This window comes from Dickeya chrysanthemi NCPPB 402, from assembly GCF_000406105.1.
Taxonomy (GTDB): Bacteria; Pseudomonadota; Gammaproteobacteria; order Enterobacterales; family Enterobacteriaceae; genus Dickeya; species Dickeya chrysanthemi.
On the sequence record NZ_CM001974.1, the window covers coordinates 1,560,213 to 1,575,845 of the forward strand.

The 15,633-nt window shown below is 49.3% G+C and carries 11 protein-coding genes and 1 pseudogene; 6 read left to right on the forward strand and 6 right to left on the reverse strand.

What is annotated here, in order from left to right; all coding sequences use genetic code 11:
- Positions 1–58: 58 nt before the first annotated feature.
- The gene (locus DCH402_RS07100) at positions 59–2,230 is read right to left on the reverse strand and encodes a discoidin domain-containing protein (RefSeq protein ID WP_040000486.1); all 2,172 of its coding nucleotides are present in this window, start codon (positions 2,228–2,230) and stop codon (positions 59–61) included.
- A gap of 98 nt (positions 2,231–2,328) precedes the next feature.
- Positions 2,329–2,676, reverse strand: coding sequence for a hypothetical protein (locus DCH402_RS07105; protein ID WP_040000487.1), 348 nt, complete (start codon positions 2,674–2,676; stop codon positions 2,329–2,331).
- A gap of 415 nt (positions 2,677–3,091) precedes the next feature.
- Here DCH402_RS07105 and cbl point away from each other — a divergent pair, with 415 nt between their 5' ends.
- The 3 genes from cbl (at position 3,092) to DCH402_RS07120 (ending at position 6,945) form a co-directional block, all read left to right on the forward strand.
- The gene (cbl, locus tag DCH402_RS07110; protein WP_040000488.1) at positions 3,092–4,045 is read left to right on the forward strand and encodes an HTH-type transcriptional regulator Cbl; all 954 of its coding nucleotides are present in this window, start codon (positions 3,092–3,094) and stop codon (positions 4,043–4,045) included.
- A 466-nt stretch (positions 4,046–4,511) separates the two neighbouring features.
- Positions 4,512–5,828, forward strand: a complete 1,317-nt coding sequence (gene gltP / locus DCH402_RS07115) for a glutamate/aspartate:proton symporter GltP (RefSeq protein ID WP_040000489.1) — start codon at positions 4,512–4,514, stop codon at positions 5,826–5,828.
- A gap of 127 nt (positions 5,829–5,955) precedes the next feature.
- The gene (locus tag DCH402_RS07120) at positions 5,956–6,945 is read left to right on the forward strand and encodes a Gfo/Idh/MocA family protein (protein ID WP_040000490.1); all 990 of its coding nucleotides are present in this window, start codon (positions 5,956–5,958) and stop codon (positions 6,943–6,945) included.
- A gap of 187 nt (positions 6,946–7,132) precedes the next feature.
- Here the strand turns inward: DCH402_RS07120 and DCH402_RS07125 are convergent, their stop codons facing one another.
- On the reverse strand, positions 7,133–8,473 hold the full coding sequence (locus tag DCH402_RS07125) for an anaerobic C4-dicarboxylate transporter (RefSeq protein WP_040000491.1): 1,341 nt from the start codon (positions 8,471–8,473) through the stop codon (positions 7,133–7,135).
- An 882-nt stretch (positions 8,474–9,355) separates the two neighbouring features.
- On the opposite strand from DCH402_RS07125, the gene patD reads away from it, so the two are divergent.
- Both patD and ygjG read left to right on the forward strand, forming a co-directional pair.
- A complete protein-coding gene (gene patD / locus DCH402_RS07130; RefSeq protein ID WP_040000492.1) occupies positions 9,356–10,792 on the forward strand; it encodes an aminobutyraldehyde dehydrogenase in 1,437 nt (478 codons plus the stop codon).
- Positions 10,793–11,069: 277 nt separating this feature from the next.
- Positions 11,070–12,488 carry a putrescine aminotransferase gene (gene ygjG / locus DCH402_RS07135; RefSeq protein ID WP_040000493.1) on the forward strand — a complete coding sequence of 473 codons (1,419 nt, stop codon included), beginning with the start codon at positions 11,070–11,072 and terminating at the stop codon, positions 12,486–12,488.
- A 156-nt stretch (positions 12,489–12,644) separates the two neighbouring features.
- On the opposite strand, the gene DCH402_RS21125 is transcribed toward ygjG, so the two are convergent.
- Positions 12,645–12,914 carry a hypothetical protein gene (locus tag DCH402_RS21125; protein ID WP_233276325.1) on the reverse strand — a complete coding sequence of 90 codons (270 nt, stop codon included), beginning with the start codon at positions 12,912–12,914 and terminating at the stop codon, positions 12,645–12,647.
- 546 nt (positions 12,915–13,460) lie between these two features.
- Here DCH402_RS21125 and DCH402_RS07140 point away from each other — a divergent pair.
- Positions 13,461–13,862: pseudogene (locus DCH402_RS07140) on the forward strand (DUF3916 domain-containing protein); the annotation flags it as partial.
- A gap of 308 nt (positions 13,863–14,170) precedes the next feature.
- Here the strand turns inward: DCH402_RS07140 and DCH402_RS07145 are convergent.
- Together DCH402_RS07145 and DCH402_RS07150 are read right to left on the reverse strand one after the other, a co-directional pair.
- Positions 14,171–14,572, reverse strand: coding sequence for a hypothetical protein (locus tag DCH402_RS07145; protein ID WP_040000494.1), 402 nt, complete (start codon positions 14,570–14,572; stop codon positions 14,171–14,173).
- A 56-nt stretch (positions 14,573–14,628) separates the two neighbouring features.
- Positions 14,629–15,195, reverse strand: coding sequence for a hypothetical protein (locus DCH402_RS07150; RefSeq protein ID WP_040000495.1), 567 nt, complete (start codon positions 15,193–15,195; stop codon positions 14,629–14,631).
- Positions 15,196–15,633 lie beyond the last annotated feature (438 nt).

Here is a 15,633-nt window from a genome sequence, read left to right on the forward strand (position 1 = left end):
CAGGACCCAGCGGTAGCTGGTCCGTAAACAAATTTGTATCAATAAAAGATAGTTATAACTATGGCTGCTGATACGTCAGTTTATAGTTTCCTGATGCTATGGTTTTAAAGGTGACCTTGTCAGGATACCAGCGAATCTCCACCTCGGTTTCACTTTGCTTTTTCCAGGCAGAAGCGCTATTCACATTCAAAATCAATGAGTCAACTGCGGTACTGTCCACCAATGGATCGGGTACATCTAAAGCTAGCGCGAATGCGAGTGAGTCAGGGACACCATTAGTATTGGGGTATAACATCGCCCATTGTGTAGCAGTAATTTGGTTAAATGTTGTTACATCCATACCATTCGCAATTAACTTGCTTGCTCCAGTTTTATCTGAAGACAATGAGCCTATCGACACCCAAGCATTACCATTCCAGATGACCCAGTCATTCAAATTACGCGAAACGGCGACAGTTGACACACCTTTGCCAGACGAGGTTACTAGCAGTTGTGCTGAATTGATTGCCTGCCAGGATTTACCATTAATCAGAGACTTCGGCAAAATAATTTGCTGCCCTGGGATAAATGACACAACAACGTCTCCACTTTGTTCAGAGACTACGCTCAACGGTAGTTTATCCGCCAGAGATGCTGCATTAATTTTACCTGAGCTAATGAATCCAGAAGATGTGATATAGCCAGGTTGTAATGGAGTTTTAACTGAGCTTAGGACACCATTTACGCTTGTGTAGTAATTGTTCCCTGAGCGTAATAATATCTTATGCTCACTATACAGCAATCCAAGCTCAGTAATTGTTACAAGTGCCAGGCTATTATTAACGGCAGTAACATAGATTCGGAAATTTTTATATGTTGCCTTGTTGATGTTAAATGTCTTTTTCTCATTAGGTGCAAAGCTCACATTACTGCGTTGATCGAGTGTTACCCAGGTAGTGCCGTCATTACTGCCTTGTAATTCCCAATCTGTAGGTACTCCTCCCAGCGAGAAATTTTGGCGTGCGACAATAAAATACGAGTCAATCGTTTTTGATTCATTAAAGGCAACTGATATCCATTGAGGTACTGCTCCCTGTGATGACCAACGATTATTATCGCCGACTATACCGCCATCAAAAACCTTCCACCCATACCAGTTAGGGTCATTATTAAATGCACTACTTTGTGAGATGGTTATTCCTGTTGCTGATGTTGCAGAGGTCAGTTTGGGAACGAGTGAGTTCGATGCCGCACTTACAGTCAAGTCACCCTCTGCTGTAGCTGCAATAGTGGAGTAAAGTGAGCCATCTTGAGTAAGGGAAAGTTGTCCACCGGTATAGGGCTTCACTGTACTGTCCCAGATCAACGATGTGGTTTGATTATAATTACTCTTGCTGGTTGCATCAAACGACTCTAATGTTACAGACTGATTGGTTTGGCCTGCTTCCTCTTTTAGCGCATACGCATCAAAGCTATAGTCTACCTGGTTGCTGATAGGGAAGGTAAAAACCTGATTTGCCAATGCTCCAACACGCGATGCTACTGTATATCCCTTACCACTAGTACCACTGCCTCCATTGCCTCCTGTGACACTGACGATCAACTGGTTGCTGCTTGTATCATAATTCAGTGATACCCCTTGACCTGCGGTGAGTGTTGCTACTAGTACCTTACGTACTGCGTCAGTAAAGTCAGTAATCTGTGAAGCAGTATGAGTATGATTTGCAAGGTCAGATTTGCGTACCACATCGCTCAGCCCCAGGTTGGCAATAAACTGTGCTTTGTCGGGAATATCTGCGCCATTCAGTATCTTATCCATCATCCTGCTGACTGCATCAGTCAGATCTGGCAAGGTGCTGATTGCCACATTGTGGCCGTTGCTGTCTATCAGTGTAACCTGACCATGCTCGGTCAGTACCTGTTTCCATTGGGTCAATTGGGACTGATAACCAGCCAGTATTGATGCGATTTGAGCCACATAAGCTGCATGATCAAAGGTGTCATTGCTACCAAAGACAGTGATAGCGTAACGCACGCCGTTTTCTGTACAGCCAGTGTATTCGCTGGCTAACATCAGTTCGGTATCTGACACTACCGATGCGATTTCATAAATGCGGATACTACAACCGGTGAAAATCAGCAACATGCCTCCTGCCGTCACACCATTATTTTTATCTGCAAATGTAGTGTTATTTCCCAATACGAATTTACTACCAGAAAATAAAGACAAACTGCCTATTCTATACCACATGATTTAGATTTCCTTTTTATTGATAAACAATTATTCATCGACCAGGAAATTGGTCGAATTCAATGGGCTTCTTTGAGGGAATGAGTGAAGTGTTGGGGTTAACGAGAAAGTAAGATTTCTAATGTCATACGAAATTTTTCGTATTCCACATCAAAATCGTTATATTCAATAGATTTGTTTGGTTTCAGAATGGTCAGAGCTACCTTTGCTTGTTCGCGAAGTGCTCGAGCTTCGGCTACAGTGCCTGCATAGCAAGCTACACTAATGCTGATAAGCTGGCTAGTTGGCTTCTGTGCTACGTCGTAATTATATTCCTGGCTAAGAGAAAATAGGATAAAAGGATGTTTTTGATGAGTTGAGTGATAATGGAAAAATGGAATGGCATAGGCATAAACTCGGCCGTTAACCAGTTTTCCTAACAGGGGGTAAATATCGTCTTCGATCATTTTAATCAACCTTTAATATAATGAGTGGGTTTGAGTCTGTTTTTTGAATAAACCATAAGGTTTTATGAAAAACCTACGGCTTTGAGTATTACCATAACTGAATTAACAACGATTATTCTCTATTCTATTGTTGTATTATCTATGGAAGGTTAAAATCTAAATATCTGATGTGGATTATAGAAAGCAGACAGTAAAAGTAGTACCCGCAATCAGTAAATAGTTTTCAATGGCTATGGCTATAGCGTTTTCGAGTAATCAGAGTACCGTCTTCATTAGCCGTAACTCCATCAGCGCACTGATTTAATCTTATCCGTATATCTCAAAAAGTTATAAATAGTAGGTTTTTCTTATTTGTGTGGAATAAAAATACTTCGTATCAATAGTAATAACGAAACGACAGACAAGGGACAAGGGCGTGAACTTTCAACAACTGAAGATTATTCGTGAATCGGCGCGGTGCAACTATAACCTGACCGAGGTTGCCAATACGCTGTTCACATCCCAGTCTGGCGTAAGCCGTCATATCCGCGAACTGGAAGAAGAACTGGGGATTGAGATTTTTATTCGCCGTGGTAAGCGCCTGCTGGGTATGACGGAGCCGGGCAAAGAGCTGCTGGTGATGGCCGAGCGTATTCTTAACGATGCCAACCACATCCGTCGGCTGGCGAACCTGTTCAGCGACAATGATGTCGGGCAATTGGTTATCGCGACTACCCATACTCAGGCGCGTTATAGTTTGCCGGAAATCATCAAGGCGTTTCGCTCGCTTTATCCGCAGGTGCAACTGGTGCTGAATCAGGGTACGCCGGATGAAATCGTCGCGATGCTGGAATCCGGCGAAGCGGATATCGGGATCGCGACCGAGCAACTGATGAACGTCAATTCGCTGGCGGCATTTCCCTGGTATCGATGGCATCATGCCGTGTTGGTGCCGGAAGGGCACACGCTGGCGCTGGCGTCGCCGATAACGCTCGACAAACTCAGTGAGGTTCCGCTGATTACCTACCGACAGGGCATTACCGGCCGCTCACGCATCGATCGGGCGTTTGCCGCCGCTGGTCTGACGCCGCATATTTCCATCAGTGCGCAAGACTCGGATGTGATCAAAACCTACGTTGAGCTGGGGCTCGGGGTCGGTATCGTTGCTGATATGTCGTTTGACGCCGTGCGCGACCCCGGTTTGGTTCGGCTGGATGCCGGCCACCTGTTTGACGACAACACGGTCTGGCTGGGCCTCAAACGCGGGCAGTTACAGCGCAATTATATCTGGAAGTTTATTCAATTGTGCAACCCGGAACTCAGCCAGGACGACATCAAGAGTCGGGTGTTCGCCGATGAGAGCGAACCGGTGATCGATTATCAGATTTAAGCGTTGATTTTACAGCCTGAAACCGGGGAATCGGCAGTATTTTGCCGTTGTCGGCACTGACTGGATTTCGCGTATTCAGCAGGTCGCCGATGGCCGGTATGATGGCCGGCATACAGTGATGAAACGCATAATTATGAAAAGTCCCCCGAACGTAGCGCTTGATCTCAGGGGAGGGGGATAGTAGCATGCCGCGGCATAACAACAAGTTATGCCTTTTTTATTTTCTTTTGCGATACAATTTTCTTTTGCGATACAAATAGTTGCGCACTTAAAGTGAATAACTATTTGATTACGCATTCTGTTTTGGTGAGTCACGTGTTTGCCTGTGAGTCACGATTTGTGCAAAAAAATAACCTTCTAACCTCCCCCTTCATCTGTAGCAGTTCAGCATTCGCTGGAATGTTCGGTGGCAGTGGTTTAGCCATCGGCAAGTAGTCGCAGGGAGCACAGACAATGGATTCGTATCATGAAAAAACAGAAAGTTAGCCTTGCCTGGCAAATTCTCATCGCGTTGATCATCGGTATTGCCGTCGGCGCCTGGCTGCATGAAAACCCGGCCAATAAACAGTGGATGATCGTTAATGTGCTGAGCCCGGCCGGGGATATTTTTATCCGGTTGATCAAGATGATTGTGGTGCCGATCGTCATCACTACGCTGGTGGTTGGCATCGCCGGTGTCGGCGACGCTAAAAAGCTCGGGCGCATCGGTTTCAAAACCATCGCTTATTTTGAAATCATCACCACGCTGGCGATTGTCATCGGGATTACGCTGGCCAATGTGTTTCAGCCGGGGCACGGCATCGATATGTCGATGTTGACCCGGGTAGACATTTCTCAGTATGAGAAAACCACCGAGCAGGTACAAAGCGGTTCGCACAGTCTGGTCAGCACTATATTGTCGTTGATTCCGCCTAATATTTTTGCCGCGCTGGCAAAAGGCGAAATGCTGCCGGTGATCTTCTTCTCGGTATTATTTGGTCTTGGTTTGTCATCGCTGCCGCGCGAACAGCGTGATCCGCTGCTGAATGTGTTCCGCAGTGCGTCCGAAACCATGTTCCGCGTGACCAACATGATCATGCGTTATGCGCCGGTCGGGGTTTTTGCGCTGATTTCCGTGACCGTCGCCAATTTCGGTTTCGCTTCGTTATGGCCGCTCGCCAAACTGGTGATCCTGGTCTATGCCGCGATTCTGTTCTTTGCACTGGTGGTGCTAGGGGCGGTAGCGCGTCTGTGCCGGTTACGGATTATGACGCTGATCCGCATTCTGAAAGATGAGCTGATTCTGGCCTATTCCACCGCCAGTTCCGAAACGGTGTTGCCACGCATTATCCAAAAGATGGAAGCGTATGGCGCGCCGAAAGCGATCACCAGTTTTGTGGTGCCGACCGGCTATTCGTTCAATCTTGACGGTTCTACGCTGTATCAAAGTATCGCCGCCATTTTCATCGCTCAGTTGTACGGTATCGACCTGAGCCTGTGGCAGGAGCTGATGCTGGTGTTGACGCTGATGATCACCTCCAAAGGGATTGCCGGTGTACCGGGCGTCTCCTTTGTGGTGCTGCTGGCGACGCTGGGCAGCGTCGGCATTCCGCTGGAAGGACTGGCATTTATCGCCGGGGTCGATCGTATTATGGATATGGCGCGCACCGCACTTAACGTGGTCGGCAATGCGCTGGCGGTACTGGTGATCGCCAAGTGGGAAGGGCAGTTCGACGAAGAAAAAGCACGCGCCTACGAACTGGAACGTGCGACGTTGGCGGTTCGCCCCGCCAGTCAGGAGTAATTTCTGCACCGTGACTTCAGGCAACCGGGCTTCGGCCCGGTTTTTTTATCCCCTCAGTTTATCCTGTAATTTTAATGATTTAGGGTATAGTCATCTCTGATTCGGTAATTCGTTCAGGAGTTGTCCCATGAGAATAGCACTGGTAGGGTCGGGTAAAATTGTTTTGTCTTGTCTTGAAGCGCTGGTCACGATAGCCGGGATTGAGCTTTCAGCGTTATGTGTTCGTCAGGGAAGCCGGCAAAAAGGTGAAGAATTAAAAAATAAATATCATATACAGTCGCTTTATACTGATTACGACGCCTTGTTACAGGATGACAACATCGATTTTGTCTACCTCGGCCTACCTAATCATCTGCACTTTTCCTATGCGCATAAAGCCCTCTGCGCCGGTAAACATGTTATCTGTGAAAAGCCGTTTACCTCCAATCTGGCGCAATTGCGGGAACTGGTCTCGCTGGCAAAATCCAATAATCGTTATCTTTTTGAGGCGATTACTGCCATCCATACTCCGGGGTTTCAGTATTTGAAGGGCAAAGCGACTGAGATTGGCGATATTAAAATGATACAGGCGAATTACTCGCAGTATTCCAGCCGCTATGATGATTACGTCAATGGCATCGTGCACCCGGCATTTGACCCGGCCATGTCGGGCGGTGCGCTATACGACATCAATTTATATAACATTTATCATGTCTGTGCGTTATTCGGCGCGCCACATAGTCTGCATTATAGCTGCAATAAAGGGCCCAACGGGATTGATACCTCCGGCGTGCTGGTCATGAATTATGGGGCGTTTATTGCCGTCTGCATGGGGGCTAAGGACTCGGCCAGCCCGAGCTATTTTACTATTCAGGGGACCGCCGGTTACGTAAAAATTAATGACTTGCCGGGAGTGTGTAAACATATCGAATGTTCGCAACAAGGGGCTCTCACTCGATTTGACGACTCGGCGAATAGCAGCCACATGGTGTATGAATTCGAGGTTTTCAGGGATATTTTTAGCGCTCAGGATAGCGCCCGGTGTTATGAATTACTGGATACCGCCTTGGTCGTCGCCGATGTTCTCGAACAAGCCCGAGCCTGTTGCGGCATTGAGTTTCCTCTTATACCGCAATAACCCCACCGCCTGGCCTGGCAACCGCGCAGTCGCTATCGACAGTACCGACGCGCTGGCCCGGCACAGTGTTGCATGATAGCGTCAGTCTGTGGACGGGTAACGAAAAACCGCCCGCCGGTTGGGACCGGACGGGCGGTTGTGGGGAGAACCGTTACAGCGTCAGAGCGGCCCGACGCTGCGGGATAACTTAGTAATATCCGTACATGGCGGCGAACACCCAGCCGAATACGCAGGAGGTGCTGACGCCAATCAGGCCCGGCAGGATGAAACTGTGGTTAATCACAAACCGGCCGATGTGGGTGGTACCGGAGCGGTCGAACTGGATGGCAGCCAGATCGCTGGGGTAGGTCGGCAGAATGTAGTAACCGTAGCAGGCCGGCGCCGACGCCACAATGTACGCCGGGTCAACGCCAATCGCCAGGGCGACCGGTACGATAGCAGCCAGTGCGGCGGCCTGCGAGTTGACGAACTTGGACACCAGCAGCAGGACCAGCGCATACGCCCACGGGTAATCTTTCACCAGCGTGCCCAGCGTTTCCTTGATTTGCGTCAGATGCGCGCCGAACATGGTTTCCGCCATCCAGGCGATACCGTACACCGCGACAATTGCGATCATCCCGGACCGGAACACTTCGTTTTTCGAAATCGACCCCGGATTGGTTTTGGTGGCGATAATGATGATGGCACCGGATAACAGCATGAACATCTGAATCACCAGCACCATCGACAGCGGTTTGCCGCCGAAGGTTGGACGCAGGCTTTCTACCGCCCCCAGCAGCGCTACCGCGGCGATGGTGGCAAGGAAGATCCACATCGCGACCCAGTTGCTGCGCGGCAGTTTGCGGTCCAGCAGGGTGGCGGTGTCGCCGTAGACGTACTCGCGGTTCTCCGGTACGGAAATGAATTTCTGGAATTCCGGGTCCTTGTCCAGATCTTTACCCCTGAACCAGCTGAAAATCCCGATGGCCAGAATACCCAGCAGGGTAGACGGAATCGTGATGGCCAGTAAGTCCAGAAATTCAAGATGTTTGCCGTGGAAGGTGAATTTGCCGAGCATGGCGACCAGCGACACCACCGCCACCGATACCGGGCTGGCGATAATCCCCATCTGCGCGCCGATCGAACTGGCGGCCATCGGCCGTTCCGGGCGGATGTCATTTTTGATGGCGACGTCATAAATAATCGGCAGGATGGTATACACCACATGGCCGGTGCCGCACAGCATGGTCAATATGCAGGTGACGAAGGGCGCAATAATCGACACATATTTCGGGTTACGCCGCAGCATTTTTTCCGCAACCTGCAGCATGACATCAAGGCCGCCGGAGGCTTGCAACGTAGCAGACGCAGCCACCACGGAGATGATGACCAGCATCACATCCACCGGTGGTTTCCCAGGTTCCAGTTTGAAAATGAAAACCAGAATGACGAGCCCGATACCCCCTAGTAATCCGAGCGCGATACCGCCTTTTCGCGCACCGTAAAACAGGCAGATCAGGACTATGACAAGTTGAATGATAAAGTCCATAGATTCCCCATTACTCAGCATGACGAGTTAATTAATTGAGATTGGATTACTGTCGTCACCGGTACTATAGGGATTATTCCATCTATTTTTTCTTGATCTAAGTCTATTATTTCAATTGTTTCTCTTTTTTAGGATGAATTAAATGACATGAAGGTGAGGGTGAAAAAACGTCTGGTTTTTTTAGTTTATTAATCATAAGATTAATTTTATAACAATTAAGAAAAATGAGTTTCCGGGAATTTGTTTAATCCCTTTGGTTGTTGCTTTTTTTGTTTGGGTAAGTGTTTTTATTTTGTTGTGACATTGTTTTATAAAGGTTTGTTTTTCGCCTCATTTTGGTGAGTATTGACAGTTGATATTTTATATGCATTTTATTTAATTAATCATTGTATTGATTTTTAAGGTTTTTTTAATTCACGCGGGCGAATTCATTATATTTATTTAATGTCAATTGTGTTTGGTGACGCCGGGAATAAATGATAATAATTTACAGGTTTCCTGCGTGCGCTATTTTATAAATCTATCGGTGATGTCACATTGTTTCGCTTGTGAGTAAATAAATATAGCGCGTTATGATTACGGGCTTTCTGGTTATTAAAATAAAACGACAATAAAAACCTATTGAGGTAAGCGTTAAAACCCCCTGTCTGGAAAACTCATGCACTATGGGCTCCCGATATAACGCCCGTAGAGACTCTGGTTATCTCTGCATTATGTGAGCGACATCATTCGCCGTTGGCTCTCCTTTTGGCACTGGCTCGGCTACGCTTGAGAGACAGCGAATACCGTCTTTATCGGTGAGCGGCTACAGAAGATGGCAGGTATTTTGCTAGATGACCGTTATAGGGGACGTCTACAGCTATCGCTTCAGGGGAGCAGAGTATGCACGACAATTTGTTGATTGACATGTTGATTGATGGAAAGCGGGTGCCGGGTAACGGCGCGCCTTACCGGGTGTATAACCCGGCGACGGGGGACGTCATCACCATGATAGCGCAGGCGGACCTGACGCAGGTGGATGCCGCGGTCATGGCGGCGGATACGGCGTTTGCCCACTGGGGGCAGACCACACCGAAAACACGTGCCACGCTGCTGTTGAAGCTGGCGGATCGGATTGAACAGCACAGTGAAATCCTGGCGCATCTGGAGTCGTTGAACTGCGGTAAACCCTATCATGCGGCGCTGAATGACGAGATCCCGGCGGTGGCGGACGTCTTTCGCTTCTTTGCCGGCGCGGCCCGTTGCCTGAACGGTTCGGCGGCAGGCGAGTATCTGGAAGGTCATACCTCGATGATCCGCCGTGATCCGGTGGGCGTCGTCGCCTCGATAGCCCCCTGGAATTACCCGCTGATGATGGCGGCATGGAAGCTGGCTCCGGCGCTGGCGGCGGGTAACTGCGTGGTGTTAAAACCGGCGGAGCAGACGCCGCTGACAACGCTGTATCTGGCCAGCCTGCTGGCTGATTTATTCCCGCCGGGCGTGGTTAACATCCTGTTTGGGCAGGGACGGGAAATCGGCGACGCACTGACCGGCCACGAACGGGTACGGATGGTGTCGCTGACCGGTTCGATTGCCACCGGTTCGCACATCATCGGCAATGCGGCGGCCAGTGTGAAACGCACTCACATGGAGCTGGGCGGCAAGGCGCCGGTGATCGTGTTTGATGACGCCGACCTGGAGCAGGTGGTGGATGGTATCCGCAGTTTTGGTTTCTACAACGCCGGGCAGGATTGTACCGCGGCCTGCCGTCTGTACGTACAACGTCCTGTTTATGACCAACTGGTGGAAAAACTGGGCCGGGCGGTGGCTTCGCTCAAAATCGGCACGCCCGACGACCCGACTACGGAACTCGGGCCGTTGATCACGGCGGAGCAACTGGAGCGGGTGGCCGGTTTTGTCGAACGGGCCTGCGCGCAATCGCATATCCGGTTGATTACCGGTGGGGAGCGGATGCCCGGCGGCGGTTACTATTTTCAACCCACCGTGCTGGCGGATGCCCGGCATGAAGATGAAATCGTCCAGCGGGAGGTGTTTGGCCCGGTCATCTCCATCACACCGTTTGACGATGAGGCGCAGGTGGTTGCGTGGGCCAACGACTCACGCTACGGGCTGGCTTCGTCGGTATGGACACGAGATATCGGCCGCGCACATCGTGTCGCCGCCTGTCTGGAATACGGCTGCACCTGGGTCAACACTCACTTTATGTTGGTCAGCGAGATGCCGCACGGCGGCCAAAAGCTGTCTGGCTACGGCAAAGACATGTCGGTCTACGGTCTGGAAGACTACACCGTAGTACGGCATATCATGATCCGTCACTGAGTCGTAAAGATAAGCCAGGGTGGTGAAAAACTGCCCGATAGTAGGGCGAACTGCACAGTAACGGTGCGTTCGCCTTATTTTTTGGGTGTTTTTTACTCTTTATTGGGGTTTCAATAGCGGTATATCGCGGAAGATAAACAAAATTGTTTATAACTTTTTTCAAAAATAAACAGTGACAGACGAAAATCGTGATTTCCCGATGGGGCAGGCGGAGTGGTGCGTTATATGCATTACTTAAATTGGTATCACGTGATACCTCACTTCCAAGGAGCGCATTTTGTCCAGCTCACTGTCACCTTTCAACCCGCTAGAGTGTTCTCAGCAGGCCCTTAACTGGATTATGAGCGATAGCCTGTCCGCCGATGCGATGGCAACGCTCAATCGTGAAACCCTTAATGCCTTTCGTGAATACGTCAATCCCGGTTTTCTGGAGTACAGAAAATCCGTCACCTCCGGTGGCAGCTACGGTGCGGTAGAGTGGCGCGCCAGCGGCCCCAACACGTTGCTCGATACACAAGGCAATGAGTACCTCGATTGTCTTGGCGGCTACGGTATTTTCAACGTCGGTCACCGTAATCCTACGGTGGTGGCGGCGGTGGAGAAACAGTTGTCCAAACAGCCATTGCACAGTCAGGAGTTGCTGGACCCGCTGCGTGCCATGCTGGCGAAAACGCTGGCGGCCATCACGCCCGGTACGCTGAAGTACAGCTTCTTTAGCAACAGCGGCACCGAGTCGGTGGAAGCGGCAATCAAGCTGGCGAAGGCGTATCAGTCGCCGCGCGGTAAGTTTAGTTTCATCGCGACTCACGGCGCATTCCACGGTAAGTCGTTGGGGGCGTTGTCCGCCACCGCCAAGCCGGTGTTCCGCCGCCCGTTCATGCCATTATTGCCCGGTTTCCACCATGTAGCGTTTGGCGATATTCAGGCCATGCGACAGAAAGTCGAGCAGTGTCGGCGCAATGGCGAAGGCATCGCGGCGGTGATTCTGGAGCCGATTCAGGGCGAAGGTGGCGTCATTGTGCCGTCGGAATCCTATCTGCCCGCGGTGCGCGCATTGTGTGATGAAATCGGCGCGTTGCTGATTCTGGATGAAGTTCAGACCGGCATGGGGCGCACCGGCAAGATGTTTGCCTGCGAGCACTATGGCGTGCAGCCGGATATCTTGTGTCTGGCCAAGGCGCTTGGCGGCGGCGTGATGCCGATTGGCGCGACGGTCGCGACAGAAGAGGTGTTCTCGGTGCTGTTCGACAACCCGTTCCTGCATACCACCACCTTTGGCGGCAACCCGCTGGCCTGTGCGGCGGCGCTGGCGACCATCAATGTGTTGCTGCGCGATAATCTGGCGGATCAGGCGGCGCGTCAGGGCGCATTCTTGCTGGACGGGCTGAAACGGCTGGCGGCGGCGTATCCTGATCTGATCGTGGAAGCACGCGGCAAAGGGCTGTTGCAGGCGATTGAATTCAGAGAAAACGCGATTGGCTATGCTTTTGCCAGTGAGCTGTTCCAACGCCGTGTGCTGGTGGCAGGCACGCTGAACAACGCCAAGTCGATTCGCATCGAACCACCGTTGACCATTACCCAGGAGCAATGTCAGCACGTGCTGCAAGAAGCGGAACGGGCGCTGGCGAGGCTACGGGCAATCGGGGTGGATGACACCAAACCTAAACCTGTTAATAAGGAACTCGCACTTCAGTGAACACCCACCCAGCAGCGTTCAGCCCGGTGCTGAGCCGATACATAAAGCCAGTCTGATTCGTCGACTGGCTTTTTTTTGGGTAAACAGTCGGTATCGACGAGAAATTAAAAATCATATTCACTGAGTTTATCCTCTATTTGCTGATTTCCTTTATACTTATTTCTGAGTTCCTTCTTTTGCTTTTTTCGCCGGCTTACAATATTTATCCACTTCTCGCTCAATTTCACGCTGGCGTGATTTAGGCAGTGTGCCGTCCCACTCTCCGGATAAATATTGGCATTCTTCCGCATTATTTAAGAAGCGTTGTACGTCGTCGGGAAGTTTGACGCCACCAGGAAAATGAGCGTTATTCGCTAACGTAACCTGCCACGGTAACAGGAAAAAGAGGAGGGTGATTGTTGGTATGTTGGTACGTATTCTCTGCATTTTATTCACTTGTATTGGATGAGGTAAAGAAAACTGTTGTAAATCAAAATGCCAAATAAGAATGTGATATCGACAGATATTGCAATGATATGCTGATGAAAGTGGTAATCACGTAGTTTTTACCATAGGATTGAAAGTTAGTAACTTTAAACTTGGATATTGATGTGGTGCGATATATTGTCAAGTTTCTAAGGGAGCTTGCAAGCGATATTCTATGGGGAGTGGCCCCGTTATCCTGATTGTAATGTGTTCTGTTATCACACTGGAGTTTTTTCCAGATACCTGGGGGAGATTAACGTTAGGGTTCACAGCAGTAGTTTTGGTCTGCATTTGGTATAGGAAATAACAGCGGTATAGTTATGCTACTAAATCGATAGTCAATAAAAAAGCAGGAAGTTAACAATATGAGCAGGCGTTTATGCAGGGATAACCGCACAAGAGTACGAAACATTCCCCATCGTATAAAATCACTTAACCGTTTGGGCTGAAACCTTTCATAACCCAGATCGCGCAGATTTCTCTGAGTATCAACATTACTGGAATTACAAGATACCTGTAGAAATTAATCTTATTCAAGGAAAACATAGTAAACAGAAAACTAAGGCAGCGTGTGCGCAGGCTATGATTAACGCCTGTTACAACTTGATGCTCGCCACAGCAGATTGTAATGACATTCCTCGAATAACTACCGTAATTTGCCTCCCGGATATGTTTACAAGTGAAGTCTGTTTATTTCGCTCGGAGGAGTACTTTCAAAGCTTCATTACAGAGGGGTGTTCTGAAAATGGTTCATCGGTACTCATCAGAGAACGAAGCCTTGCCCAGGAGTGGGGGCTAATTCTTCCAGATGGGGTGCAGGAATTGGGCATTACACTTGATTACTATGGCGGTGACGATCCTGGTGAGTGGTTTTCAGGAGAACGTTGGTATTATGGGGAATTACAGTGACTAGGCCATTTATCGAAAATATGTTAGCAAGATTAGAGTGTGTCCCGTAACTATTTTTTGTACAGTTCAGCATTGTTATAACTGTGCAAAAAACGCTTTTAAGCGATAAAGAACGACTAAAAAAGGTCGATGTTTAACCAAAAATCACATTTCGGAAATGATTCTTGCAGCACTTTTAGCGTGTAGGGAGGTTAAGGGACAGACCCTAGTCTTTCCTGAAGGGCTTATTTGTAGCGGTTAGCAGCATCGTGGTTGTTCCTTTTGATATTTGCAGGCAGATACAAAAAAACCGCCGAAGCAGGTTTGAACTAACCAATTTTGCGCAGCCGGGAAGAGCCAGCTAGCATGCCAGACCGGCGTTCGTGAGCCTTCTGGGGCTGCCAGCTTCGCTGACTGCGCGCAGACTCAGAACCACTTGCGATCATCTGTCTGACTTTAGCAGGTGCGATGTGCTGTTTTTGACCCACATGCACGACACGCATGACAGCTTGTTCAACAACGTTTTCATGGGTAGCATCTTCGAGAGTACCCGCCCCGGCAGCGTTTTTGCGTTTAAGCGCCAGAAGTTCTTTTACCACCTCGCGGTATTCACTAGTGAAATCGTCGAGAGTGAGTGACCGCGGCTTCGTTCCGTTTTCTACGCGCGCAGAAACCACAACTTTTGTAGTTGCTGGCGTTTTACTTACGGTTTTACTTTTCACTTTTGCCATATATTCACCTCACCTCACCTCTTGGAAGAATAATACCATAACTGCCCATTAAACGCTCACTCTGTATCCGTCAGCTTTTTGACCAGAACTTTAGCGCGTATGTTGCAGGAACGTCTTTCGCGCGACTGGTCTGCCGGGATTAGCTCAAAACCCTGTTCACGGTATAGGGGGATGAGCAGCTTGTCCGGCTGACTTACCATCACTTCTTTCGCACCATAAGCGCGGGCGAAACTCTCCGCAATGATGAGTCCAATCGGGATCATGTATCCACTGAGTGGTGTCTCATTTGGATTAGACTCCAGAAATCTTAGCGCAACATTAATGCGTTTTCGGGATAGCTTGGCCAGAAACAGTCCACAAAGGTGTTCACCACACCAGATACTCGCATCTAACTTGTCACGTCTTTTGTTGCGCTGCCGCAACCAATTAAAATCGACCTTCAGATGTTTTCGTTCCGGATGATTTCGCCAGGCAGGATTAACCATGGACCAGTGCTCCGGAACAATTCTGTCCAGTAAAATATCATCAACCGGCAATACGCCAAGAAACGCTTCAACAAACCCGGCATTCGCCAGACTTAGTGCGATTTCTCTTTTCTCCCTATGTTCCTGTGCCGTTCCCATAGCAGTCCTTACTTATTACATCTCTGGAAAAACCATTCTATAACAACAAAGTGTACTGAGAATATCTAATGGCATACATCAGTACGGGTTGATAGCAGCGCTGACCTACTCCCCGCTAATTAACTTAACATGATGTTAGCAACTCCCACTTCTGGCCCAAAGCCGTCCGTCACCCTAGACATAGCCCTGATCCACAACGTGCCAGCTCAAATTTGAGCGAATAAACGTTCCTCGTTCACTACCCGCTTCGCTATTAAATCAACCAGCCTCACCGCCTGTCCTTTTTCCTTCACCATATCGTCATCCGCGCTTCGCCAGCCTGTCACACAGTGTTGTCAACATAACCTCAATTTCCCTGACTGAGACGTCAGCTACGCCGATAGCGGGTTGCATTCCGGCTCGGTGTCGGGGTTAAGCAAAATCCGTGTGCCAGTCGGG

What these genes read in the sequence shown, in the direction of transcription:
- DCH402_RS07105 (WP_040000487.1), bottom strand. Translation starts at nt 2,676, where the DNA reads ATGATCGAAGACGATATTTACCCCCTGTTAGGAAAACTGGTTAACGGC.
- DCH402_RS07120 (WP_040000490.1), top strand. Translation starts at nt 5,956, where the DNA reads ATGAGAATAGCACTGGTAGGGTCGGGTAAAATTGTTTTGTCTTGTCTT.
- DCH402_RS07150 (WP_040000495.1), bottom strand. Translation starts at nt 15,195, where the DNA reads ATGGGAACGGCACAGGAACATAGGGAGAAAAGAGAAATCGCACTAAGT.
- patD (WP_040000492.1), top strand. Translation starts at nt 9,356, where the DNA reads ATGCACGACAATTTGTTGATTGACATGTTGATTGATGGAAAGCGGGTG.
- DCH402_RS21125 (WP_233276325.1), bottom strand. Translation starts at nt 12,914, where the DNA reads ATGCAGAGAATACGTACCAACATACCAACAATCACCCTCCTCTTTTTC.
- DCH402_RS07145 (WP_040000494.1), bottom strand. Translation starts at nt 14,572, where the DNA reads ATGGCAAAAGTGAAAAGTAAAACCGTAAGTAAAACGCCAGCAACTACA.
- gltP (WP_040000489.1), top strand. Translation starts at nt 4,512, where the DNA reads ATGAAAAAACAGAAAGTTAGCCTTGCCTGGCAAATTCTCATCGCGTTG.
- DCH402_RS07100 (WP_040000486.1), bottom strand. Translation starts at nt 2,230, where the DNA reads ATGTGGTATAGAATAGGCAGTTTGTCTTTATTTTCTGGTAGTAAATTC.
- DCH402_RS07125 (WP_040000491.1), bottom strand. Translation starts at nt 8,473, where the DNA reads ATGGACTTTATCATTCAACTTGTCATAGTCCTGATCTGCCTGTTTTAC.